Origin of the sequence: Lysobacter antibioticus, assembly GCF_000731095.1 — a bacterium.
GTDB lineage: Bacteria > Pseudomonadota > Gammaproteobacteria > Xanthomonadales > Xanthomonadaceae > Lysobacter > Lysobacter antibioticus_B.
Genome location: NZ_JMTZ01000084.1, coordinates 1 through 23,549, shown reverse-complemented (window position 1 = coordinate 23,549; position 23,549 = coordinate 1). Strand labels below are relative to the sequence as shown.

18 protein-coding genes are annotated in these 23,549 nt (G+C 66.4%); 8 read left to right on the top strand and 10 right to left on the bottom strand.

Features of this window, described 5'->3' with window-relative positions; genetic code table 11:
* Positions 1–809 precede the first annotated feature (809 nt).
* On the bottom strand, positions 810–1,553 hold the full coding sequence (locus EX88_RS0119905) for a helix-turn-helix domain-containing protein (RefSeq protein ID WP_051885348.1): 744 nt from the start codon (positions 1,551–1,553) through the stop codon (positions 810–812).
* Between the two features lie 134 nt (positions 1,554–1,687).
* Between EX88_RS0119905 and EX88_RS24850 the strand changes: the two genes are divergently transcribed.
* Together EX88_RS24850 and EX88_RS24040 are read left to right on the top strand one after the other, a co-directional pair.
* Positions 1,688–2,110 (top strand): AbrB/MazE/SpoVT family DNA-binding domain-containing protein, encoded by a 423-nt coding sequence (locus tag EX88_RS24850; RefSeq protein ID WP_051885347.1) that lies wholly within the window; start codon positions 1,688–1,690, stop codon positions 2,108–2,110.
* Between the two features lie 53 nt (positions 2,111–2,163).
* Positions 2,164–2,973 carry a DUF2145 domain-containing protein gene (locus tag EX88_RS24040; RefSeq protein WP_051885346.1) on the top strand — a complete coding sequence of 270 codons (810 nt, stop codon included), beginning with the start codon at positions 2,164–2,166 and terminating at the stop codon, positions 2,971–2,973.
* Between the two features lie 6 nt (positions 2,974–2,979).
* Here EX88_RS24040 and yccX read toward each other — a convergent pair whose 3' ends face one another.
* The 3 genes from yccX to EX88_RS0119880 are packed head-to-tail and all read right to left on the bottom strand — an operon-like array spanning position 2,980 to position 5,164.
* Positions 2,980–3,249, bottom strand: a complete 270-nt coding sequence (gene yccX, locus EX88_RS0119890) for an acylphosphatase (RefSeq protein WP_031373736.1) — start codon at positions 3,247–3,249, stop codon at positions 2,980–2,982.
* Positions 3,246–3,896 carry a TlpA family protein disulfide reductase gene (locus tag EX88_RS0119885; RefSeq protein ID WP_051885345.1) on the bottom strand — a complete coding sequence of 217 codons (651 nt, stop codon included), beginning with the start codon at positions 3,894–3,896 and terminating at the stop codon, positions 3,246–3,248. The genes yccX and EX88_RS0119885 overlap by 4 nt, the downstream gene beginning before the upstream one ends.
* Positions 3,893–5,164: a YihY family inner membrane protein gene (locus tag EX88_RS0119880; protein WP_031373734.1), complete on the bottom strand. Its 1,272-nt coding sequence runs from the start codon at positions 5,162–5,164 to the stop codon at positions 3,893–3,895. Before EX88_RS0119880 ends, EX88_RS0119885 begins: the two co-directional genes overlap by 4 nt.
* A gap of 189 nt (positions 5,165–5,353) precedes the next feature.
* On the opposite strand from EX88_RS0119880, the gene wrbA reads away from it, so the two are divergent.
* The 6 genes from wrbA to EX88_RS0119850 all read left to right on the top strand — a co-directional run bounded on the left by wrbA (position 5,354) and on the right by EX88_RS0119850 (position 11,367).
* Positions 5,354–5,947, top strand: coding sequence for an NAD(P)H:quinone oxidoreductase (gene wrbA / locus EX88_RS0119875; protein WP_031373733.1), 594 nt, complete (start codon positions 5,354–5,356; stop codon positions 5,945–5,947).
* Positions 5,944–6,294 (top strand): DUF2069 domain-containing protein, encoded by a 351-nt coding sequence (locus EX88_RS0119870; RefSeq protein WP_031373732.1) that lies wholly within the window; start codon positions 5,944–5,946, stop codon positions 6,292–6,294. The genes wrbA and EX88_RS0119870 overlap by 4 nt, the downstream gene beginning before the upstream one ends.
* A 139-nt stretch (positions 6,295–6,433) precedes the next feature.
* Positions 6,434–6,919 (top strand): asparaginase domain-containing protein, encoded by a 486-nt coding sequence (locus tag EX88_RS0119865; protein WP_031373731.1) that lies wholly within the window; start codon positions 6,434–6,436, stop codon positions 6,917–6,919.
* Between the two features lie 106 nt (positions 6,920–7,025).
* The gene (locus tag EX88_RS0119860) at positions 7,026–7,676 is read left to right on the top strand and encodes a hypothetical protein (protein WP_152566385.1); all 651 of its coding nucleotides are present in this window, start codon (positions 7,026–7,028) and stop codon (positions 7,674–7,676) included.
* A 164-nt stretch (positions 7,677–7,840) separates the two neighbouring features.
* Positions 7,841–8,476, top strand: a complete 636-nt coding sequence (locus tag EX88_RS0119855; RefSeq protein ID WP_031373729.1) for an ECF-type sigma factor — start codon at positions 7,841–7,843, stop codon at positions 8,474–8,476.
* Between the two features lie 14 nt (positions 8,477–8,490).
* Positions 8,491–11,367: a serine/threonine-protein kinase gene (locus EX88_RS0119850; RefSeq protein WP_031373728.1), complete on the top strand. Its 2,877-nt coding sequence runs from the start codon at positions 8,491–8,493 to the stop codon at positions 11,365–11,367.
* Positions 11,368–11,419: 52 nt separating this feature from the next.
* On the opposite strand, the gene EX88_RS0119845 is transcribed toward EX88_RS0119850, so the two are convergent.
* The 6 genes from EX88_RS0119845 to EX88_RS27505 form a co-directional block, all read right to left on the bottom strand.
* Entirely contained in the window at positions 11,420–15,508 is a 4,089-nt protein-coding gene (locus EX88_RS0119845; protein WP_031373727.1) for a beta strand repeat-containing protein, read from the bottom strand.
* 434 nt (positions 15,509–15,942) lie between these two features.
* Complete coding sequence (locus tag EX88_RS24845) at positions 15,943–17,583, bottom strand: M20/M25/M40 family metallo-hydrolase (RefSeq protein ID WP_051885344.1); 1,641 nt, start codon at positions 17,581–17,583, stop codon at positions 15,943–15,945.
* The gene (locus EX88_RS26620) at positions 17,580–18,005 is read right to left on the bottom strand and encodes a hypothetical protein (RefSeq protein ID WP_161786155.1); all 426 of its coding nucleotides are present in this window, start codon (positions 18,003–18,005) and stop codon (positions 17,580–17,582) included. Before EX88_RS26620 ends, EX88_RS24845 begins: the two co-directional genes overlap by 4 nt.
* A 63-nt stretch (positions 18,006–18,068) precedes the next feature.
* Positions 18,069–20,351 carry a M14 family zinc carboxypeptidase gene (locus EX88_RS0119835; protein ID WP_051885343.1) on the bottom strand — a complete coding sequence of 761 codons (2,283 nt, stop codon included), beginning with the start codon at positions 20,349–20,351 and terminating at the stop codon, positions 18,069–18,071.
* A 312-nt stretch (positions 20,352–20,663) separates the two neighbouring features.
* Positions 20,664–22,679 carry a proprotein convertase P-domain-containing protein gene (locus EX88_RS0119830; RefSeq protein WP_161786154.1) on the bottom strand — a complete coding sequence of 672 codons (2,016 nt, stop codon included), beginning with the start codon at positions 22,677–22,679 and terminating at the stop codon, positions 20,664–20,666.
* Between the two features lie 707 nt (positions 22,680–23,386).
* A complete protein-coding gene (locus tag EX88_RS27505; RefSeq protein ID WP_081931274.1) occupies positions 23,387–23,542 on the bottom strand; it encodes a proprotein convertase P-domain-containing protein in 156 nt (51 codons plus the stop codon).
* Positions 23,543–23,549: the final 7 nt, after the last annotated feature.

Genomic DNA, 23,549 nt, shown 5'->3' with positions numbered 1-23,549 from the left:
ATGAAAAACGGCGCGCATCCCTGCGCGCCGCCCTCCGGGTCTTCTGTTGCCTTCGCGAGTGTTTTACGACGCACAGCAAGAGCAAGAGCAACAGAAATCCTGCAACCACGACGGTACAAAGGGTAGGAGCGGCGCGAGCCGCGACCGCGAATCTGCGGCTGCCGGCACCAGTGATCGTGGTTGCGCGGTCGCGGCTTGCGCCGCTCCTACCCTAAGAGCAAAAAACTCGTTGCCGTTGCCGTTGCCGTTGCCGTTGCCGTTGCCGTTGCCGTAAAGAGCTTGGCGCAGTTTCGATCTAGCGATGCGATCGTAGACCCGGAGGGCGGCGCACAGGACGTGCGCCCAGCCTTTAAAGGAATAACTCGATAGGACAAGGATGTCCTATCGAAAAATCTCGGCGACAGCATCGTACTCGTGGCCTGTGCCCTTGCAAGGAGAGCCCTTTTCTTTGATTACTTTTCTTTTGGGCTTAGCAAAAGAAAGTAACCCGGCCGCGTCAGCGGACGGAAGCTCTGCTCTTGCTTGATAGACGCGCCGCAAGACCATCACATCGCGGTCGCGGCTTGCGCCGCTCCTACCCTCGCGACAGTTCAAGACTTCGATCAAGGACGTAAGCGATGCGGCCTCTGCGCATTCCGTGGTCGCGACTTGTGACCGAAGGAAATCCAGTAGGACCTCGCTCCTACCCTCGCGACGACACGCCGCTTCGATGAATGGCATCGGCGATGCCGTTCCTGCGCGTCCCTTGGTCGCGGCTCACGCCGCTCCTACAGGGGCCGCGTTCGGTAACATCGCGAGACCGCGCGCCCTCACTCGCCCTGCGAGCGCCGGTACGGGTGAAACAGCTGCAACAGCCACGGCTTCTGCGCCAACACCAGGCTCACGCCGACCCGCTCCTGCGCGCTCAAGGCGGCATCTCGCGCCAACAAGCCGTCGAACTCGCGCGCGACCTCGCCCAGGCGCTGCTTGAGCTGACGGATGCCGGCGACGCTCAGGGCGCCGCTGAGCAACAACAACACGTCCTGCTCGCCGTCGAAGGGGTCGGCGAAATAGTCGCCGAGCATGCGCAGGCGGAAATGGCGCTCCATCGGGCCGTCGGCGCGCCAGCGGAAGTTGCGCGCGGTCAGCGGCCGCCCACGGTTGCCGGGCATCAATTCGATGATGCCGAGCCGGTCCAAGCGCACCAGCAACGCCGTCCACTTGACGTCGTCGAAGGTGAAATGCGCTTGCACGTCCGCCTGTTTCCATCGGTTCAAGGTCAGGAACAAGGCCAATAGCAGGGCCGGATCGTCGACCAGGGCCTGCTCCTGCTCTTCGCTGAGCATGGCCATCGGCGCGCGGCCGCGTCCGGCTTCGGCGCTCAACTCGACCAGGCCGATATCGAGCACGTCGCAGATCTGCTCCAGCCGCTGCAGGCTCATCGCCCGCCGCGAAAACATACGCTTGACCGCGGCCTCGCTGAGCTTGAGGCGCAAGGCCAGGTCCCGGTAGGTCAGGTCCTGGGCGCGCAAAAAACGCTTCAGGCCGTCGATCAGTTCGATGGAAATCGCCATACGTATCAAAATACGCTACCCGATGGCGAATTCCGAGACACTTTGTCGATGATTATTGCATTCGCCCCGCGTCCCACCGAGGGTGGCCCCGGACCTTCACGAGACGGTGCGAGATGCCAAGGATTGCCAGCCGCATGTTTCCCCTCGCCCTGTCCGTTTCGGCCGCCGCTGGCCTGCTGGCAGGGACGCCGGCCTTTGCGGCGGTGCAGTCCGACGGCCTCAGCCGCCAGTCCGAACTCAGCCTCAACGCCTCGGTCGAAGTGCCGGTGGCCGCGGCGCGGGCGCTGTCGGCCGGGGCGAAATTCTCGGTCGCCGGGTTCGAGGCCAGCGCCGAGGGCGTAACGCTGACGGTCTCGGCGGTCGGCCTGGGCACCTCGTTCGCGGTGGTGTTGTCGGCGCAGGCGGTCAAGCAGCTCGGCCTCAAGGTCGGCCAGGCCTTGACGGTGTCCGCGGTCGCCGGCGGTTGGCTGCTCAGCGGCGCCGATGGCGATCCCTTCTGCTTCATCCCCAACGAACGCGCCCGCGCGCTGATGCACAGCGAGCGGATCGATGCATGAGCGCCGCGCGCGCCTCTTTTGCTTATTCCGGATTCGCGGCCTGCAGGATGCTTATGGCCGCGTTGGCGGTGGTGGTCCTGGGAGTGTTGCCTGCACAGGGACGCGCAGGCACTCGCTGCGACAACCAGACCGTCACCCCACAGAAACTGGCCGCGGCGGCGCAGACCGCGCTGACCGTCGCCACCGCGCTCGAGCAACGCGATGCACCCGCCGCGCTGGTCGCCCGCGTCGGCACCGACTTGTCGGCGCAGGGTCTGGTCTATAGCCATGTCGGTTTCGTCGTGCGCGACCATGCCGCCGGCCGTTGGACCGCGGTGCATTTGCTCAACGAATGCGGCAGCGACCGCTCCGGCCTGTACACGCAAGGCTTGGTCAACTTCTTCGCCGACGATCTGGTCAACCAGGACGCGCGCATCGTCTGGCTGCAACCGGCCCAGGCCGAACGCCTCGCCGCGCAGCTGCGCGGCCTGCCCAGCGGGGGCCTGCACCAGCCGCACTACAACCTGATCGCACGCCCTGGCAGCGCCGACTATCAGAACTCGACCGCATGGCTGCTGGAGCTGTTCGCCACGACTCTGCCGGACGCGTCCGCGCCGGGCAATCGGCGCGAGGCCTATCGCGCCGCGCTCGCCGACGGCTTTCGCCCCGATCGCGTGCGGATTCCCTATTCCAAGCGCGTGCTCGGCGGTTTGTTCACGGCCAATGTCGCCTTCAGCGATCACCCGATCGGCACCCGCCTCGCCGGCGACTACCCGGTGGTGACCGTGCGCTCGATCGTCGACTACCTGGCGCGCGGCGGGCACATCAGCGAGCAGCGCGAATGGCGCAACGGACGCTTGATGGCGAAGCCGGGCGCGTTGTAGCCCGGCTCAACCGCAGAGGAAGCCGGCGCCGGCTTCGTCCTCGCGCGCCGGCTCGCGGATCACCCGGTCGACGCGCGCCTGCGCCGGGCCGTGGCCCAGCCATTCGGCCAGGCGCGTCACGGCGGCCTCCTCGCCGACCGCCAGCACTTCAACGGTGCCATCGGCGAGATTGTTGGCGTAACCGCGCAGCCCCAGGGCGAGCGCCTGCTCGCGGGTCGAGGCGCGGAACCACACGCCCTGGACCTTGCCGGCCACGAAGAAGCGCGCCGCGCTCATGCCTTCGGCACGGCGACCTGGGCCGAGGCCTTGGCGATGGCGGCCTCGATCTTCTTGGCGTCGACCGGGCCGAGGAATTTCTCCGCGACCTTGCCGTCGGGCCCGATCAGATAGGTCATCGGCAAGCCGCGCGGCGTATCGAAGGCCTTCGGCGGGTCGGCGACGTCGAGGATCGCGATCGGATACGACACCGGGTGCTTCTTGAGGAAGGCCTGCATATCGGCGAGCTCGATTTCCTCGTAGGCCAGGCCGATCACTTCGATGTGGTCGCGCATGGTGTCCAGCGCCGACAACTCGGGCATTTCCTTGATGCACGGCGCGCACCAGGTCGCCCAGAAGTTCACCACCACCCAACGGCCGCGTCGCTCGGCCAGGTCGTAGGTCTTGCCGTCGATGGTGGCGATGCGCAGCTCGGGCGTGTCGCTCGCGGTATCGGCGGGCGGCGCATCGGCCGGCTTGGCATCGCCCGGCTTCGTGTCCACGCCCGGGGCCGGGGCCGGCGCAGGTTTGGCGTCGGTCGTTGCGGCCGGCTTGCCGTCGCTGGCCGGCGTCTGCGGCTGCTGGCAGGCGCCGAGCGACAGCACGGCAACGGCCAGCGCCAGTGCGGACAACGAACGCAGGCTGGACTTGCAATGACTCGGGATCATGTTCCTTCCTCTTCGGCGTGAATACTGGACACGCGTCGTTTCATGAGCGCGCGCAGGGGCACACGCAGTTCGTCCATCGCCGCGACCGCGGACTGACCCAGCGAGTCGTCGCGGCACGGCAGCATCGCCTCGGCGATCGGGATGCGCAGGTTGCAGGCTTCGTACAACTCGCCGAGCGACAGCTCGTCGAGATCGCGCGCGAGCAGCCATTCGCCGTTCTCGGCGCGGCGCACCACGTTGATCTCGCCGAGTTGCTCGAGCATCTGCTGGACCAGCGAATCGGTCAGCATCGGCTCCAGTTGCTGGATGTCGTCGATATGCAGGCCGCGACCGCGCTTGCGCGCCTCGTTGAAGCGGGCGAGCAGACGCAACAGGCCGTACATCTCGAAACCGAGCGGCAAGCGCATCGACGCGGGCTGGTAGCGGAACGCCGAGATCGACGAGGCCAGCGACGCGCCGAGCAGCACCGCGACCCAGCTCAGATAGATCCACAACAGGAAGATCGGCACGAACGCCAGGGTGCCGTAGATCTTCGAGTACGAACCGAAATTGCCCAGGTACAGGCCGATGCCGCCCTTGATGGTTTCGAACAGCACCATCGCCAGGAAAGCGCCGGCGACCGCATGCCGCCACTTGATCGTGCGATGCGGCACGACCCGGTAGATCGCAGCGAAGGCCAACCATTCCAGCAGCATCGGCGCGACCCGCAGCAACAGGCTTTCGAGCCAGCGGCCTGGTTGGGTCGAGAACACCTCCATGGCGAAGAAGCGCGCCGAGATCGCCAGGCTCGCCGCGGCGATCAGGGCGCCGAGCGTCAGCACGGTCCAATAGACCAGGAAGCGGCCCAGGCGCGGGCGCGGCGAATGGATGCGCCAGATCCGGTTGAACGCCGACTCGACGCCGTTGAGGGTGATCAACAGCGAGACCACCAAGGCGATCACGCCCGCCGTCGTCAGCTGGCCGGCGTTGGCCGAGAACTGCTTGAGATAACTCTCCACCGAGCGCGCCGCCGAGGGCACGAAGTTGGAGAAGATGTAGTCGCTAAGGCGGTCGCTCCATTCGCCGAACATCGGGAACGCCGACAGCACGCCGAACACCACCATCGACAGCGGCACCAGCGCGAACACGGTGGTGTAGGACAGAGCGCCGGCGGCCTGGAACAGGTTGTCGTCGAGAAAGCGGCGGGCCAGGAAGCGGAAGAACGTTCCGGCGCGAGCGCGATCGCGCACCCGGTCGCTCCAGCGATAAATCGAGTCCAAGGGTTCCATCCGGCGCAGGGTAACCGATGGCGCGTCACGGGGGCATGCGCTGCGGTTGCCTGGGGGTTCGTCGGGGATGAGGCATTGCGGCACCAGGCGATGCGCCCCGCCCGCAACGCCCACCCAGCCGCCCTGGCTCCCCAAAACCCCAATCGCCCTCTCCCCATCCTCTATCCTTGCCGCCTACAGGAGAGATCGATGACCGAAGTTCTGGTGCTCTATTACAGCCGCGGCGGATCGGTGGCGCGGCTGGCGCGGCAGATCGCGCGCGGGATCGGCGAAGTCGACGGCATCGCCGCGCGCGTGCGCAGCGTCCCGCCGGTGGCCGCGATCACCCAGACCGCGGCGCCGCCGGTGCCCGAGGACGGCGCGCCCTACGTCGAAGCCCGCGACCTGGCCGAATGCGCCGGGCTCGTGCTCGGCAGCCCGACCCGGTTCGGCAATATGGCCGCACCGGTCAAGCACTGGCTGGACGGGCTCGGCGCCGAATGGGCCAGCGGCGCTCTGGTCGGCAAGCCGGCCGGCGTGTTCACCTCGACCGCGAGCCAGCACGGCGGCCAGGAATCGACCCTGCTGACGATGATGGTGCCGTTGCTCCACCACGGCTGCGTGATCGTCGGCATTCCCTATACCGAACCCTTGCTCAGCACCACGCGTGGCGGCGGCAGCCCCTACGGCGCGAGTCATGTCGCCGGGCCCCAGGACGACCCGCAGCTCAGCGACGACGAAGCGGTGTTGGCGCGCGCGCTAGGCCGCCGGGTCGCCGAACTGGTCGCCAAGGTGAGCCGATGAGCACCGCCACGCCACGTCCCCGCTCCAATCTGGTCCTGCTGCTCGCTCTGCTGGCCCTGAGTGCGCTGTATGCGACGTGGATGCTGTCGCAGCGTCATCTGGCCGCGACCCTGGTGGTGTTCGTGCTGCCGCCGCTGCTGCTCGCGATCGGCGTCTGGTTCCGCAACCGCCACGCCGCCTACTGGGCCGGCGTGCTGGCGCTGGGCTGGTTCAGCCACGGGGTGATGGTGGCCTGGTCGCGGCCGCCGGAACGCCTGCAGGGCTGGATCGAACTGGCCCTGGCGGTGACCGTCGTGTTCGCCGCCAACCTGCCCGGCATCCAGGCCCGCTTCGGCAGGAAACCCTGATCCGGCCGGCGGGCATCCGAAGCCCGCGGCGCGAAAACCACGCGGCACGACGACGCCGGCATCGACAGCGAACGACCCGGCCGGGCCCTGGCCATGGGCCTATAATCTCCGCTTCCCCGACCTCGCGACCTTACCCACGATGGACCAGCTCTGCATCGTCACCACCGGCGGCACGATCGACAAGATCTACTTCGACGACAAGTCGGACTACCAGATCGGCGAACCGCAGATCGGCCGCATCCTCGACGAGCTCGGCGTGGCCTTCCGCTACAGCGTGATCCCGATCATCCGCAAGGACTCGTTGCACATCAACGCCGGCGACCGCGAGCTGATCCGCGCCGCGATCGCCGCCCAGGACGCGCAGCACGTGCTGGTTACCCACGGCACCGACAGCATGGTCGAGACGGCCAAAGTGCTGGCGACGATTCCGAACAAGACCATCGTCATGACCGGCGCCCTCAATCCGGCGCGTTTCCGCGGCTCCGATGCCGAGTTCAACATCGGCACCGCGGTCGGCGCGGTGCAGTCGCTGCCGCCGGGCGTCTACATCGCCATGAACGGCCGCATCTGGGACCCGAGCAAGGTCCGCAAGAACGTCGACGCGAACCGCTTCGAAGCGATCTGAGCGGCGCATCGCGCCGCAGTTCGCGCAAGCGCCGCTTTGCTGCACTGCGATGCTTCCGGATCGATGCATTAGGATCGGGGGCTGTCCGATAGCAATGGTGATCGCGATGCGCGTACTCGTCCTGGCCGTAGCGGTGTTGGCACTGTCGGCTTGTCAGAAACCCGCCGACAGTGCGGACTCCACCCGGACCGCCAAGAACGACACCGGCCAGGCCCCCTCCGCATCGCCCGCGGCCTCGACCAATCCTCTATTGCCGCCGGAACGCGTGCTGCGCAGCGACGCGATCGGCTACGACGGCTTCAACGGCAGCGACCAGGCCGGCACCGTCACCGCGAAGTTCGGCGCCGACAGCGCGAGCGTCCGCCAGGCCTGGGGCGGCGAGATGAAGGACAACCGCGATCAGCGCCCGGACGCCGCCTGCCACCTGCTCTATCCGGTGCGCGGCGCGGTTACCCACCAATACGCCTTCCTGATGGCCGGCGACAAGCTCGCCGGCATCGACGTCTACGACGCCAAGGCCATCGCCCCGGGCGGCGGCCGCGTCGGCATGAGCATCGCCGAAATCAACCAGGCCTATGCCGGCCGGACCAAGCAGGTCGCCAACCCGACCTTCGAAGGCTCGGCCTTCATCGAAGTCGCCGCGCCGCAGGCCAAGAACAGCCAACTGACCTTCGAGACCGACGCACTCGGCACGGTCACCCATTGGCGCATCAGCGAACGCGGCGCGCACGAAGCCAGCGAGAGCTGCACGCGCTGAGGCGCGGTTCCAGCGTCAGTCGCACAGACCCGCCCTGGCCGAAACCGGCGCCGATCGGGCGCGCCGGTCGGTGCCGGGCCGCCACTCGTCGCGCGGCACACCCGGAGCATGGTCATTTTTTGTGACTTTCGTCACTATTGAATGATCAACGGGAGTCTGGAGCCATGCTCATCGCCTCGCCGCCGCCAGTCCAAACCTCGTGGGTCTTGCCCGACGCCACGGTCGAATCCGTTACCGTCCTGATCCAGCAGGCGCGGCAAGGGCGTAGCGACGCCTGGAATCTGATCTATGCGCGCATCTATCAGGACCTGCACCGGCTGGCGCGCTCCGAGCTGCGCCAGCGGGGCCGCCGTCCGTCGCTGTCGCCGACTTCGTTGATCAGCGAGGCCTGGCTGAAGATGGCCGGCGCCGCGTCCACCGCGGAAAGCCGCTTTCATCTGATCGCCTTGATCGCCCGCGCCATGCGCTATGCGATTCTCGACGAAACCAAGAAGGCGGTCGCGAGCAAGCGTGGCCAGGGCGCCGAGTTCGTCGATTACGACGAAGACTTCAAGACCGGCGAAACCGCGCGCATGGAGGAACTGGTGCTGATGGACCAGTTGCTCGAACACCTGGGCAAGATCGACAAGCGCTTGGTCTCGGTGGTCGAGCTGCGCTATTTCGGCGGCATGTCCGACCGCGAGATCGGCGCGTTGTTCGAGGTCAGCGAAGAGCGTATCCGGCGCGAGTGGCGGACCGCGCGCAGCTATCTGATCGCTCACCTCGGCGCGGCCCCGCTGCCCGATCCTCCGGCCGCCTGAGCCCGCCGGCGTCCATGTCTTCGGTCGAGGCCCGCGTGCTGTCGCTGTTCAGGGCCTACATGGATCTGGACACGCGCCAGCGCCCCGGTTTCCTCGCCGAGATTCGCCACGACGATCCACAGGCGCACACGCTGCTGGCGGCGATGATCGCGGCCGACGCGGTCGCGCATCCGCTCGACGAACCGCTGCGCCCTCCGGCGAGTGCGCACGATGACGCCGCACTCGGCTCCGACACGGAAGGCGACGAACGCATCGGCACCCGCCTGGGGCCGTGGCGGATCGTGCGCAAGATCGGCGCCGGCGGCATGGGCATCGTCTACGAGGCGCAACGCGACGATCGGCAATACCTGCAGCGCGTGGCCTTGAAATGCGCGCGTATCGAACTGTCGTCGCCGCGTTTGGCCGACGCCCTGCTGACCGAACGCAACCATCTGGCGCGGCTCCAGCATCCCAACATCACCGCCCTGCTCGACGGCGGGCTCGACCCCGACGGACACCCCTGGTTCGTCTTGCAGTATGTCGAAGGCCTGCCCATCGACGACTGGTGCGACCGGCATCGCAAGACCCTGGAAGAACGTGTCGCGGTGCTCGGGCAAGCTTGCGATGCGCTCGTCTACGCGCATGGCGAAGGCGTGCTGCACCAGGACCTGAAGCCTTCGAACCTGCTGGTGACCGCCGAAGGCCGGGTGCAGTTGCTCGACTTCGGCCTGTCCGCGCCGCTGAGCGCGCATGGCGACCCGGAATCGATACCGATTGCGCTGACGCCCGGCTATACCGCGCCGGAGATCGTCTTCCAGGGCTCGCCGCCGAGCGTCGCGGCCGATCTGTATTCGTTCGGCGTGGTGCTGCGCCGGCTGTTGACCGGCGCCCCCCCCTGCCCATCGTTGCTCGCCCAGGCCAGCCGCTGGATGGGACCGTCGCGTGCCGACGATGCGCTGGTGCAGGCGGCCCTCGCGGCACCGCCGGGCGTCGCCGAGAACCGGAGCTTGCCCGACAACCGTACCCTGGCCAGACGCCTGGCCGGCGATCTGGATGCAATCGTCGAACGCTGCACCCACGCCGACCCGCAGCGGCGCTACACCAGCGCGCAGGCGCTCGGCGAGGATCTGAAACGCTGGTTGCAACAGCGCCCGGTCAGCGCGCGCAACGGTGCCCTGTACCGCGCCGGCCTGTTCCTTCGTCGTCATCGCCTGGCCCTGGGCCTGACCGGCGCCATCGTCGCAACGGCGGCGGTCGGCATCGGCGCGACGCTGTGGCAGGCGCAACGCGCCCAGGGCGAAACCGAAGCCGCGCTCGCGGTCAACCGTTTGTTCGAAGACACCTTGGGCACGGCAACGCTGTCCGGCCTTGGCGATACGCCGTTCTCGTCCAGCGAGCTGTTGCGTAAGGTCGAGACGAAGATCCGCAGGCTCGACCTGGAAGAACAACCGCGCGTATTCGCCGGCGCCCTGGCCTCGCTGGCGCGCAGCCACGCAGTGATCGGCGATTACCCCGGCGCCACCCGCCTCGCGGGGGAAGCCTCGCAGGTGCGCGGCGGTGGGGATGCGGCGTCGGCCGAGACCCAGGCCACCCTGGCCTCGTTGTTGAATCTGCAGGCGCGCCACACCCGGGCGCGCGAGCTTGCAAGACAAGCCCTGCAGGCGCTGCCCGACGACGACGACGCGAGTCGCGCCGCCCGCCTGCGCCTGCTGACCGAAATCGCCCGCAGCGAATGGGAGCTGGTCGAACATCGGCAAGCGCAACAAAACCTCGACCGGGCGCTAGCGCTGGCGCGCATGCGCCTCGACGCCGAGCCCGCGCCCTATGTCGAGCTGCTGACCTTGCGAGGCCACTGGAATACGCGCTTGTTGAATCTGTCCGCGGCCGAAGCCGACCTGCGCCAGGCAATCGCGCTGTCGGCCGACGAGCCGTCGCAACTGGCCAATCTCGCCCGCGAAAGACTGGTGCGCCTGTTGACCGTGCAAGAGCGCTACGCCGAAGCGCAGACCATCGCCCAGCAACTGCTCGACGAGCGCCGCCGCAGCCTGGGCGAACGCCACCCGGACACCGGCCGCGCCTGGGCGGTGCTGGCCGACAGCCAATGCGCCGGCGACCGGCCCGAGGATTGCCGCGTATCGATCGCCCGCGGCCGGGAGATCCTGCGCGCCAGTTACGGCCCGTCGCATCCCGAGTACGCCGAAGCATTGCGCGTATCGACGCAAATCTACTTTTTCGACGAGAACAGCTACGCCGAGCACCTGGACGAAATGCGACGCGCGGTAGCGATCATGCGCACCTCTTACGGTCCGAAGCACGAACTCAGGCTGCGGGCGGAAGCTGACCTCGGCGTGATGTTGGTGCATCGCAAACCGGCGGCGATGCCGGCCGAAGTCGCTGCGACGCTGAAAGACGAAGGCATGAAACAGCTCGCATCGTTCATTGCCGAAGCCAACCGGCAGAGGATTCCGGTGTTCGCGCCGAAGCTCTATTACGCCCGCGGTCTGGCCATCCGCAACCGCGGCGACGATGCGGCGCAAGCCCTGCGCCTGCTCGCCGAAACCGAAACCGATGCGCGGCGCTATTTCGGCCCATCGCACAGCTTGCGGTTCCGGATCCCTTTTACGCGCGCGGCGATCTCCTACTACGTTGGCGATCTGAAAGGCGCCGAAGCGCAGCTCATTACGCTGACGCCACAGGTCGAAGCCTCTCTGCCCAAGGTCCGCGCCCGACTCGCGCTGATCAACATCTTTCAATTGCGCGCCAAAATCGCCCTGCAACAGGGCGACGGCGCGCAAGCCCGCCGCTTTCTGCTGCGGATGCGCGACACCGCCACCCGCTGGCTCGGGCCGGAGCATGCGTCCGTCCGCCTGGCGCGCGAGGCTCTGGACGAGCTCGCACGCAGCCACCGATGACCTGTCCGGACCGAACGCGGCCCACCGGAGCGGTCGTGCCGGCCGCCATGCCTCACTGCACGGTGCAAGTCAGAAGCAGGCTGACACTGCTGTTGGCCGGGAAAGTGGCGACGACCAGGCCGCTGCCCTGCAAGGTCGCGACATCCACCGTCCCGGGGCACACCGCACCGCCATTGGCGCTACAGCTCACCGTGGCGCAAGTCAGCCCCGGCCCGACCGTATCGCGAATCACCGCACCGTCCGCCGCGTCCGGGCCGGCATTGCTCGCGACGATGGTGTACGTGCTGGCGGCGCCTCTGGTTACGGTGTCGCCGGCCTGGTCGTTCGCCCCGGCCGCCGGTGTATTGGTCTTGGTGATCGACAGATCCGCCACCCGCCGGGTGTTGGTCACGCTGCAGAGCAGATTGACCCCGGTGTCGGCATCGGTCAGCGCATAACTGCCGCCGGAAGCCGGCACGGTAAACGTCGTCCCGTCGCTGGAACGCGTGCAGATGTAGTCGGAGGTCGTATAGGTACCGGTCTGGGTCAGCCAAGTCTCGGCGCTCAGGTTGAGGGTATCGCCGATGTAGACCGCGGTCGGCGGCGAGGTCGACGTATTATTGCCGGTGGCGTCTGCGACGGGCGCGTAATTGCCCGAGTAACCGCTGGCGCTGTTCGCGCCGGCCGTACGCGACCAGGCCAACACGACCCGATCCCCTGGGGCGGCACGCGCCCAAATTTTCTGCGTTTGGAAGGTGGGCGACTTGCGGTCGGTGACCGTGCAGACGATGTCGGCGCCGGCAGGCACGCTGAGCAAGGTGTAGGTGTCGCCGGAGTTCCTGAAGACTTTATTGGCGGCGATGTTGGTGCAACTGAAATCGGTCAGCGTCCACGCCCGCCCGGACGACAGCACGGTGGTCTCGATGATGCGATAAGTCTGCCCTGGGGTCATCGGCACCGGCACGCTATCGGTCACCACCGTGCCCTCTGTCGCCGTGGTCAGGCTACGCGTTGCGACCACGCTGGCCGAACCCTGGTCGATGGTGAAATCGAAGGTCCCCACTCCACCGTAACTGACTTTGCGCAAGGTCAGTTGCGCTTGCGCCAGCGTGTCGCTGTCGGTCGCGCTGTTGTTGGTCAGCGCGGTGTCGCCGGTGCCGGCTCCGGCCGCGACCGTGGCGGTATTGGCGAGGGTGCCGGTCGCGCTCGTGGCGATGGTGCCGGCGATGGTGAAGGTCACGCTGCTCGAAGTACCGCCGCTGTAAGGCAGGGACGGAATGACGATGCCGCTGCCCTGCATCAAGGCGACGGTGGTATTGGCCACGGTCGGGCACACCGCTCCGCCGGTCGGGCTGGCGCAGGTCACCGAACTGACCGTGAAACCTGCGATCGCCGGGTCGGTGAACACCGCATTGGCGGCACCGAACGGGCCCGCGTTGGTCACCGTGACGGTGTAGCTACGCGGCCCCGGCGCATAGGTGTCGCTGGTCTGGTCGACGTTGCCGTTGACCCCGGGCGTATTGGTCTTGGTGATCTGCAGGTCGGCGCCGAAGGTGATGTTGGCGGTCGGGCAATTGGAGCCGTCGTTGGAACTCGAACCGGGCGCGCCGCTGATCAAGGTGGCGGTGCCGGTGGCCAGATCGAACTTGTAGAAACCGCTCGGCGGGTTGTTGCCGGAGCCGTACAGGCCGTTGGGTGCGCCGTACATGGCGCCGAAGAAGCCGTCGGGCAGGCTGTTGGACGCACCGATATTCGCCACCGAGCCGGTGCTCGGGTTCACCGACACCAATTGGCCGGTGAAGGTGACGCCATACAACAGACCATTGACCCAGGCCCAGTCGGCGATATCGATCGCCGCGCTCAGACTGACCGCCGTCGCGGTCATCGTGGTCACGTTGATCGCGTACATCGTCGTGCCGGCGGCGAGGTTGCTCTTGACGTAAAGAATATTGCCGGCGGTGCCGAACGCTCCGCTGATGTAAGTCCCGACAGGCAAGCCGCTGACGGTGCCCAAACTGACAACAGCGCCGTCGGACCCGATCCTGACGAGCGTATTGCTGGTCGGGGTGATCAGGCCGTACTGATAATTGTCGGTTGGGTTGTAGCCGACCGCGTTGTACACCACCGTCGCCGTGCCGACGGCATTGAAAGTCAGCGGATTGGCATTGGTGCCGATCTGGTACAGCGTGGTCGGCGTCGGCGCGCCCGGCGACTGCTCCAGCCACAGCCGCGAATCGCAGGTGCCGAAGCTCGGCTGCATGCCGTCGGTGTCCGAAGCGCTGTTGTCGGCCGCGGCGGTCTCGCTCACCCCGACCGGCACGGCGATCGCCGCGGTGTTGGTCAGGCTGCCGCCGCTGGCGGTCGCCATGGCGGTCACGGTAAACGTCACGCTGCCGTCGGCGGTCAAGCGCGGGATGACGATGCCGGCACCTTGCATCAGAGCGACCGTGGTGCTTGCGGCGACCGGGCATTGCGAACTCAAAGTGGCGCTGCCGCAGGCGACCCCGGTCACCGACAAGCCGCTCACCGCCGGATCGGTGAACACCGCATCGCTGACCGTCGTCGTGCCGGCATTGCTGACCACGATCGTGTAAGTCAGGGTCTGGCCGGTACCGTACTGGGTCTGGCCATCGGTCTTGCTGATCCGCAGGTCGGTGCTGCTCGGGCCGCTGAATTCCGAGGTCGAGCCGATCGAGGTGGTCGCCGTAGTCACGCAACCGGAGTTCTGGCAGCGGGTCGCGGTCATGCTCAGCGACGCCGCATCCAGGCCGGCGACGGTGCAACTGCTCGGCACGCTGGCGCTCGGCGCGGCGACGGTGCAACTGCTCAGCCACACTTGGCCCTCGCCGAAACCGGTCGCATCCAGGCCGCCGGGGTTGCGGTAAAAATCGATGCGATAGCCGTTGGCATTGGCGGTGGTGTCGAAGACGAACTTGACCGTGGTGCCGACGATGCTCGTCACCACCGGGTAATTCATCAAGGTATTCGGGCCGGTATCGGCGTCGGCGGCATCGTTCGCATTCACGCCATCGGTGCCCAGGTCGATGCCGAGCCCGCTGTTTCCGGAGATGTTGGTGTTGGCATAGATAGCGTTGTTGGTCGCCGTCGTGCCGCTGACGTTGATGCCGTCGCCCGAGTTGCCGGTGATGGTATTGCCGGTGATCGTGTTCTGGTTGACGTTGCTGTTGGCGTTTCCGGTCAATGCAATACCGACGCCGCCGTTGCCGGTGATGATGTTGCCTTCGATCCGGTTATCGTTGGTCTGGTTGGTGCCGGTACCGCCGGTGGTGCCGGTCAGCACGATGCCCGCGCCCGTATTTCCGCTGATCGTATTGTTAGTCAGTGTGTTGCCGCTGGTGATATCGCCATTGGAGCCTACCAAACGGATACCGGCACCGCTGGTTCCGCTGATCACGTTGGAGTCCACGGTCACGTCGGTCACGCCCGAGAGAGCAACGCCGATACTGACGCCGCTGAGGCGGTTTCCGGCCACCCTGCCCTGGTACCCGGCAATGGCCGCATTGTTGAACACACTGATGGCGTAGGAGCCGATCCCGCCGATGGTGTTGTTGGTGATGGTGCAGCCGTTGCTGTCCGAGCAGCGAATGGCGTCGAACGCGGCCGACATGGTGATCGTGTTGCCGTTCATCAGCATATTGGCGACATTGGCCGCGCTCACCGCCACCGCAGCGAAGTTGCGGATACTGATATTGCGAAGCTGACTGTCGCCCGCTCCCGCGGCGAAACGCAGTGCCTGATAAGCACCGTTGTTGCCGTTCAGGGTGATGCCGGCGCCGTTGAGGGTCAGCGTGTCGGAGACTATCGGCAGTTCCGATCCGACGTTGATGGTGCCGCCGACGCTGAAAACGATGCTGTCATTGACCGTCGCGGTCAGATTGGCCGCCGTAATCGCCGCGCGCAGCGTGGTGCAACTGAAATTCGGGCTGGTGCCCGCGCAGGTGCCGGCAGCATCGCCCAGGCTGGTAACCGTATAGGTTGCAGCCAGACCGCTGCCTGCCCACAACGACGAGGAAGCCACCAGCAGCCACAGACAGGCGATCCTGAACCTGCGCGGCCGTTTCCGCTCAGCCCCGGCGCTGCGGGCTACGGTCATCGGCTCGGTCCGGCGGCGCGCCGCCGCGATCCAAGTACGCAAATTCATGGTGCTGTTCCCCTGAGTGGTATCGATGCGAACGCCGCAGCGATCTGCCTGCACTCGACCGCGGACCGCTCCAGGACACGGCAGCGGTTCGCCTCGACTGCGGGCGGTTCAGAGGGAAAGTAGAAAGGCGCGCCTGAAACCGTCGGCGCGGATTCAGAGAGGATTCACTTTGGCGACAACGGCGCCGACATGGCAAGAACAGATGTAAAATCAATAGCTTGTGCTGCTGCGAGCGCGAACGGGCGAGCTCGCGGCAAGGCCGCAGCGCTGCTGCCTCGATCCAAATCGCAGGCCGGCCGGCACGGCATCCGGTGGGCATTCGCCGCTACTGCCGCACGGTCAAAGCCCACGACCACCGCCGATCGCATCGGGGCCACAAAAGAAACGGGCTCCATCGCGGAGCCCGTTTCGGTTCGATCAGCTACGGACAGGCATCAGAAGGTGATGCTCCAGGTGTCGATGCGGCCGACATCGTTGTTGGCGTTGTCGTTGACGCGCAGCTTCCAGGTGCCGTTGAGCGGCTCGCTGGACAGGTTGAAGTTGAAGGTACCGCTCAGATTGTCGGCGCTGCCGCCGGCGCGGTTGCTGATGTTGTAGAGCGAGCCGTCCGGCGCGACCAGGTCGACCTTAATGTCGCCGCGATAGGTGTGGATGATGTTGACCGACACCGAAGCGCTGGTCGGCGCGTTGCCGGTGCGGCCGGACACGGTGATCGGGCTGTCGACGGTGGCGTTGTCGTTGATCGCGTAGTCGGTGCCGTTGGTATAGGTCTGGGTGCCCGGACCCGGGCCGGTGCCGGCGGTCTTGCCGAGTTCGCCGAGGAAGGCCAGGCCGAGCTTGGCGAAGGGCACGCTGTTGGCGGCCGAGTTGCCCATGTTGGCGAGGGTGTCGTTGGGCGTGTGGATGGACCCGAAGTAACCGCCGCTGGAGGTGCCGCCCTCGAAGTAGATCGCCGCGGGGAAGCCGGCCGAGGTCCACGAGGCATGGTCGGAACAACCGTAGCCGCAGGTGTAGCTGCCGACGGTGCCGCCGATGTAGGTCGTGTACAGATCGCGCAGGAACTGCTGCAGGCTGGAGTTGGAGTAATCGCTGACCAGGCGCACCGCCGGCGCGCCGCTGGTGCGGTAGTTGGTCATGTCCAACTGCAGCACGCCGACCACGTTGACGCCGCGGTTCTTGAAATCGGTGGCGATCGCCTTGGAGCCGCGCAGGCCGACTTCCTCGGCGGCATAGCCCATGAACTTGATCGTGCGCTTGGGCTTGTAGCCGCTCGCCATGGCCACGCGCAGCACTTCGGTCAGGGTGGCGATGCCCGAGGCGTCGTCGTCGGCGCCCGGTGCGTTCATCGAATCGCCGCTGCCGCTGCTGGAGATCGAATCCAGGTGCGCGCCCAGCACCACTACTTCGTTCGGCAACTCGCTGCCCTGGATGGTCAGGATCGCCGAGGGCTGAGTCGAACAGGTGGTGCAACCGGTGTAGAGCTCGGCGGTAACGTCGCTGCGGCCGTTGGCCAGTCCAGCCCAGGTGTCCTTGATCCAGGTCGCCGAGGTGCGGCCGTGGCTGGAGGCGTAGTAACGGTTCGGGTATTGGGTCGACAAGTGGCTGATGGTGCCGCGGATGTTCGCTTCGGCGACCTGGCCCAGCCAGGGATTCACCGTCGCCTGGTTGTCGATGGTGTAGGTGGCGAACTTGGTGTTCATCGCTTCGACGCTGCGCTCGCTGCGCACGAAGGCTTCGGCCTCGGCGCGCGTCTCGAAGGCGACGAAACCGCCGCAGCGCTTTTCCTTCTCGTGGACATGACGGGTCACGTCGGCGAGCTGATAAGTCTTCAGTTCGGCCACCACCAGCTTGGCACCGGCCGGGTTGCTGACGCCGGTGGCGTTGCGCGCGAGCGACTGCACGCCGGCATCGAAGGTCTCGCGCGAGGTGACGATGAACACCGGCTGGAACGGATCGTCGGTGGCGTCGGCCGGACGTGCGTGATCGTGGCTGTGCGTCTGCGCCATCGCCGGTGCGATGGCGGCGGACAATGCGAGGGCGAGCAAGGCGGGCAACGGGGCAAAGTGCTTGTTCACGGAAGGCGCTCCTGTTCGGCGTCGCCCGGCCGGATGCGGGCGGCATCGGCGCAGGGACGCGATGGACTGGGATGACGGCCGCAGAGTGCGGTTCGTCGCGAGAGTTTGCTGCGCGTGAAAGCGGCGCCGAACGGTGCGGGGGGAAACGTTCCGATACGCCCGGGACTCGACCCTAAGCGCGATCCGATATGGCGAACAAGCGACAACCTGTTCGAGCGCACATTCGCGTTCGTGACCTCGGTCATGCATACGCGCAGTAACCGCTTACGGCGCACGTCCGGAGGGCGAAATCGATACGAAAACCGCGGAATTTTCACTGTTTCGGCGATGGAAACATCGCCGTTACGGCGGCCCGACACGATCGCCCTGCACCGCAGCATGCGGCTGCGCAGAAACTCGACGAAGCCGATGCGTGCCTGCATAAACGCGCATCCCCGGTCGAAGCCGGGGATGCGCGCTGCAACTTGCCTACGATCCGGAAACGATCAGAAGGTGATGCTCCAACTGTCGATGCGGCCGGTGTCCTGGGTGGCGTTGTCGTTGACGCGCAGCTTCCAGGTGCCATTGAGCGGCTCGCTCGACAGGTTCTTGACGAAGGTGCCGACGACGTTGTCGGCACTGCCGCCGCTGCGGTTGTGGATGTTGTAGAGGGTGCCGTCCGGCGCCACCAGGTCGACTTTCAGATCGCTCTTGTAGCTGTGCAGGATGTTGACCGCGATCGAGGCGTCGCTCGGTGCGTTGCCGGTACGGCCGGACACCACGATGCTGCTCTCGACCGTGGCGTTGTCGGGGATCTGCACGTCGGTGCCGTTGCTGTAGGTCTGGGTGCCGCCGCCTCCGCTGACCGTGACCGAGGCGGTCTTGCTGTGGCTGGCGTTATCGTCGTCGGTGACCGTCAGGGTGACCGTATAAGTGCCCGATGCGGCGTAGGTCTTGCTCGGATGGGTCGCGGTCGAGGTGGTGCCGTCGCCGAAGTTCCAACTGCGCGCGACGATGCTGCCGTCGCTGTCGCTGGAGCTATCGGTGAAGTTCACGCTGAGGCCGCTGACGCTGGAAGTGAAATTCGCGACCGGCGGGGTATTGATGGGACCGGTGCCGCCGACGGTGAAGCGCACAGCGTTCGGCGTGCCCGGCTTGCCGGCGGCGTCGGTGCCCTGCACGTACAAGGTGTGCACGCCGTTGGCCAGGCCGGTGGTCGGGATGCTCGCGGTCACGACTTCGCGGCTGCTGTTGTAGCTGCCGTCGCTGGCGTTGAGCGGATACGAGACCGCTCCGGCCGCCCATGGCGGCGCATCGAGGTAGGCCCGCGCCGAAGCGATGTTCTGCACCGGCTCGGTGCCGTTGCTCTGGTTGAACACGCTGTCGTCGACGGTCGCCGTCAACGTGACCGGGGTGCCGGCCGGCACGGTCGCCGAAGACACGCTGACCGCGGTGGTGTCGGGGCCGGACGGCAGCTTGTACGGCGCCCATAGGCTGCGCGCTGCGTAGCGCAAGGATTTCAGGTTGTCCGGCAGGGTCGTGCCCTGGAAGGTGCTGCAGCTCTCGAAGAACGACACGCCCAGCTCGATCGTGTACGCCGGCACGCCGAGCAGGCCGTACATGGTGTCGTCGGTGGTGCCGTCGGTGGCGTAGAGCTCGTCGGATTGTTGCGGGCGGTAGTTGTTGTGGAAGGCCATGCGCCGGCCGAGCGCACGCAACGCCGCGCTGTTCGGCGCGGGATTGCTGGTGTCGCCCCACGACCACAGCACCAGCTGGGCGGCGCTGTGGATGTCCATGAAAATGCCCTGGTAATCCTCGGGCGCGGCGGTGTTGACGTCGTCGGGACGACGGTCCGGGAAGATGCCGCCGGTATACACGCCGCTGCTGTTGCGGGTGCCGGCGACCAGGCGCATCAGGTTCTGCGTCTCCGGCTCCGAGGCCGCGAGCGGGCCGCGATAAGTCTCGGCGCAGGCGTTGCCGCTGGAGCCGCCGGCGGCGCTGTTCCAGTGATAAGGGAAGTTGCGGTTGAGGTCGACGCCGATGGCCGAGGCGCTGCAACTGCCATTGCTGTTGTTGACGTTCTTGCGCCAGGACGAGCCCGCCTCGGCCTTTTTGCGGCCGTCGGGATTGGCCTGCAGCACGAACTGGAAGGCGAAGTTGTCGAGCAGCCAGGTCGCCTCGTCGTTCGTGCCGTAGTTGTTGGCCAGCCATTCGGCGAAACGGGTGACGGTTTCGGCCGGCGTGTACTCGCGCGCGTGGATCGAACCGAACAACACCAGGGTCGGCTTGTTCGGCAGCGCGGCGTCGGTCGCCGAATTGGTCAGCTTGAGCACCTTCATCTCGTAGCCGGTGCCGGCGCTCTGGGTCTTCTGCCAGCTCGGTCCGATGTTGGTCACGCGCGCCAACTGCGGCTTGCTCGCCGCCAGCTGGTCCATGGTCGTATAGGTTTCCTCGACCGTGCGATAACAGGCATAACCGGGAATGCTCTTGATGCCGAGCGCGGAGCTTTGCAGCGCGGTCTGCAGGCGTTGCAGTTTCTCGGTCGCGTCGCGATCGACCTCGTACTTGAAGCCGGCGCGGCTCAGCGCGGCGAGATCCTCCGGCATGGCTTCGACGCGGACGGTCTTGGCCTCGCGGTCGACGATCAGATGCTGGAAGCGCGACGCGATGCGTTGCAACTGCGCGCTGTTGGTGTATTTCGCGGTGACGAAGACAGGCAGGTCATCGGCTGCCTTGGCGCCGGCGGACAAGGCCAGCAACAGGGGCAGCGCGGCGTATTGGAAGCGCATTGGGAAACTCTCCATGTACCGGTACGTTGGACAGCGATGCGGTGGGTGCGGCCACCATGCTGGGTACGCGGCACGTGGGCTGACAAGCGTCGCCCGTCGCGGCCATGCCTCGCTTTCGTGATGCGTACGGCAGAACGGCGCAGTGGTCTGCGATGACGCATGGCGCGTCTTTGGATCGGGGTGCACGCGGCGAGGTCGCCGGGCCGCGCGGAATTCCATTCGCGAACAGGACTTCGTCCATGGCGCTTCCCCGCGGACGGGGAAGCGCCAATGGAAACGCCGCGCGCCGTTACGGCGCGCGGCGTCGGTGGATCAGAACGTGATGCTCCACTTGTCGATGCGGCCGGTGTCCAGGTTCGCATTGTCGTTGACGCGCAGCTTCCAGGTACCGTTGAGCGGTTCGCTCGACAGGTTCTTGGTGTAGGTGCCGATGACGTTGTCGGCGCTGCCGCCGGTGCGGTTGTGGATGTTGTAGACCGTGCCGTCCGGCGCCACCAGGTCGACCTTCAGGTCGCTCCTGTAGGTGTGGTAGATCGTCACCTGGATCGGCGTGGTCGCCGAGCCGTTGCCGCTGCGGCCGGACACGGTGATCGAGCTTTCCACGGTGGCGTTGTCGCTGATCGCCACATCGGTGTCGTTGGTGTAGGTCTGCGCACCCGGGCCGCCCGACACCGTGACCGTACCGGTCTTGGTGTTGGTCGCACCATCGTCGTCGGTGACGGTCAGCGTGACGGTATAGGTACCGGCGGCGCTGTAGGTCTTGGACGGGTTGGTCGCGGTCGAGGTGGTGCCGTCGCCGAAGTTCCAGCTACGCGAGGCAATGCTGCCGTCGCTGTCGGTGGAGCTGTCGGTGAAGGTCGCGGTCAGGCCGCTGACCGACGAGGTGAAGTTCGCCACCGGCGGATTGTTCGGCGTGCCGCCGCCCGAATCCAGGCCGTCGATGAACTGCGCACCGGTGTTGCCCGGGTCGAGCCAGTTGCTCAGGCGCGAATCCGCCGCGCCGCCGCCGGTCCACGAGGTGAACACGCGGCCGTACTGGTCGCTGCGGTTGGTGCCGGTGGCGCTGCAGCTCGACGGACCGCCGTGCAGCTGGCCGATCACGCGCTTCTCGGGGCTGTAGATCGGCGAACCCGAGGAACCCGGCTCGGTGACGCCGCCGGTCGGCTGCCACTGCACGTTCAAGTGGGTGGTGCCCGCGCCGCCGCCCCAGGCCACGAACGAAGTCGGGCTGGTCGAGTTGCTGATGCGCTTTTCGGCCACGTTCGGGTGATGGATGCCGATCGCACCCGGATAGTTCTGATCGCGGCGGTCCCAACCGGCCCAGAACAGATTGAACGCAGGGTTGGCCGGCGTGTTCAGTTCAAGCAGCGTGAAGTCGGAGGTCGCGTAGGTCGCCTTGTAAGTCGAACCGGACTGGGTGTTGGTCATCGAACCGTCGCCGTTGGCGCCGCTGGCGGGCGTGTTCGGCGGGCGGCAGGTCGAGTTCTGGTAGTTCCAGTACACCACGATGCTGGCCGCGGTCGACGCCGTACCCATGCCGCAATGGTGCGCGGTCAGGAAGTACATCTTCTTGTCGTTGGCGGTGTTGTTGACCAGCGAACCGGTGCAAGCGAGCGAGCCGTTCTTCGAGTAGGCCGCGACCGAGCGGATGATGTCGCGGCGTCCGTCGCCTTCGGGGCAGACCACGTCGATGTTGCAGGCGCCGGAGACGCCCTTTTCGCCGCTGGCGGCTGCGGCCAGGCGGCGCGCGAGCGGGCCCCAGCCGACATAGTCGTGATTGACCTTGGTCAGGTGCAGCTTGAGCTGGCCCATCTTCGCGGCCGGCACGACCACTTCGATCACCGCCTCTTCGCCGGGCACGATCGCCGTCCACAACTGGCCGGAGGGACTGTTGTCGCGGTCGGTGTATTCGCGGATCAGGCTGCGGTCGCCGCCTGCGGTCTGCGTCGCCGGGTACACCAGAAGGCGTCCGCCGGCCGGCATGTGGTATTGGGTGAAGCCGAAGTTCAACGACAGCGCCTTGTCCGAACGCACGCGCTGGCGCCAGATGACGTTTTCGTCGTCGAGCTTCTCCCATACGCCCGAATTCAACGTCGTCATGTCGACGTCGAGCGGCGCGGCGAAGCGAGGAATCTCATTGCGCGCTTCGCGCACGCGGTCTTCCGCGCGCAACTTGGCGACGTCCACCGCCGGCATCGCGCGCAGCGCGATCTTGTCCAGGCGCGAGATATTGGCGTGGTCGAACGCTGCCGGGCGCGTGGCCGGGGCAGCAAGTGCGGCACTGATCGACAGTCCGAGCAACAGCAAGGAACCACAAAGTCGTTTCATGAGTCTCTCCGTCCGTAGTAGAGGCAAGACCGCGACGCCGGCTGGGCCGGTGTGTTCGACAATGGCGATGGCGACGGGGTCAGGCGATGGGAACTGGATGCTCCAGCGTTTGATGCAGGCGAGGCCGCATGCTTCCCCTGAGCGTGCGTTTTTTCTACGACGCGTGGTGCGCGTTGCTACCGTGCCTTTGCGACCACGGCGCGACTCTGAGGCACACGCGTCGCGCACAACAAGACGCAAACGCGTCGAGTCGACATCGCATCCGTGCCTGACGTCACGCATACAACGAAGATTTGTTTCGATTGAAATCGGTGTGCCGGAGCGGAAATTGAAACTGAGAACCCGTCCGCGTTCATGATGCAATGCACGACACGAAGCCGGGGAACTCCGACGCAGCCGCGTCGACGGCCCATCGCCGGCGCCGTTTTTCCGATGCCATTCCCGCGCGGAAAGATACCTCTTCGACTACGGCTCGCCCCATTCGAGAACGGCGGCATTCGGCAGGGAGCGGTACGTTCGTGCCGCCGAAGGTGCGCCCGGGTCTCTGCCGCTCGGCACGGCCGGCCTCGCCCGCTCCATCGACATCGTCGCTTCCATGCTTCTATGCGCCACAGGCAGATTCGCTGGCGACTCGAAATGGACCGCGCAAAGAAAAACCCCGGCCGAAGCCGGGGTTTTACAGGGTCATCGTATCGATGCCCGGTCGATCAGAACGTGATGCTCCAACTGTCGATGCGGCCGGTGTCCTGGCTCGCATTGTCGTTGACGCGCAGCTTCCAGGTACCGTTGAGCGCTTCGCTCGACAGGTTCTTGTTGAAGGTGCCGGTGACGTTGTCGGCGCTGCCGCCGCTGCGGTTGTGGATGTTGTAG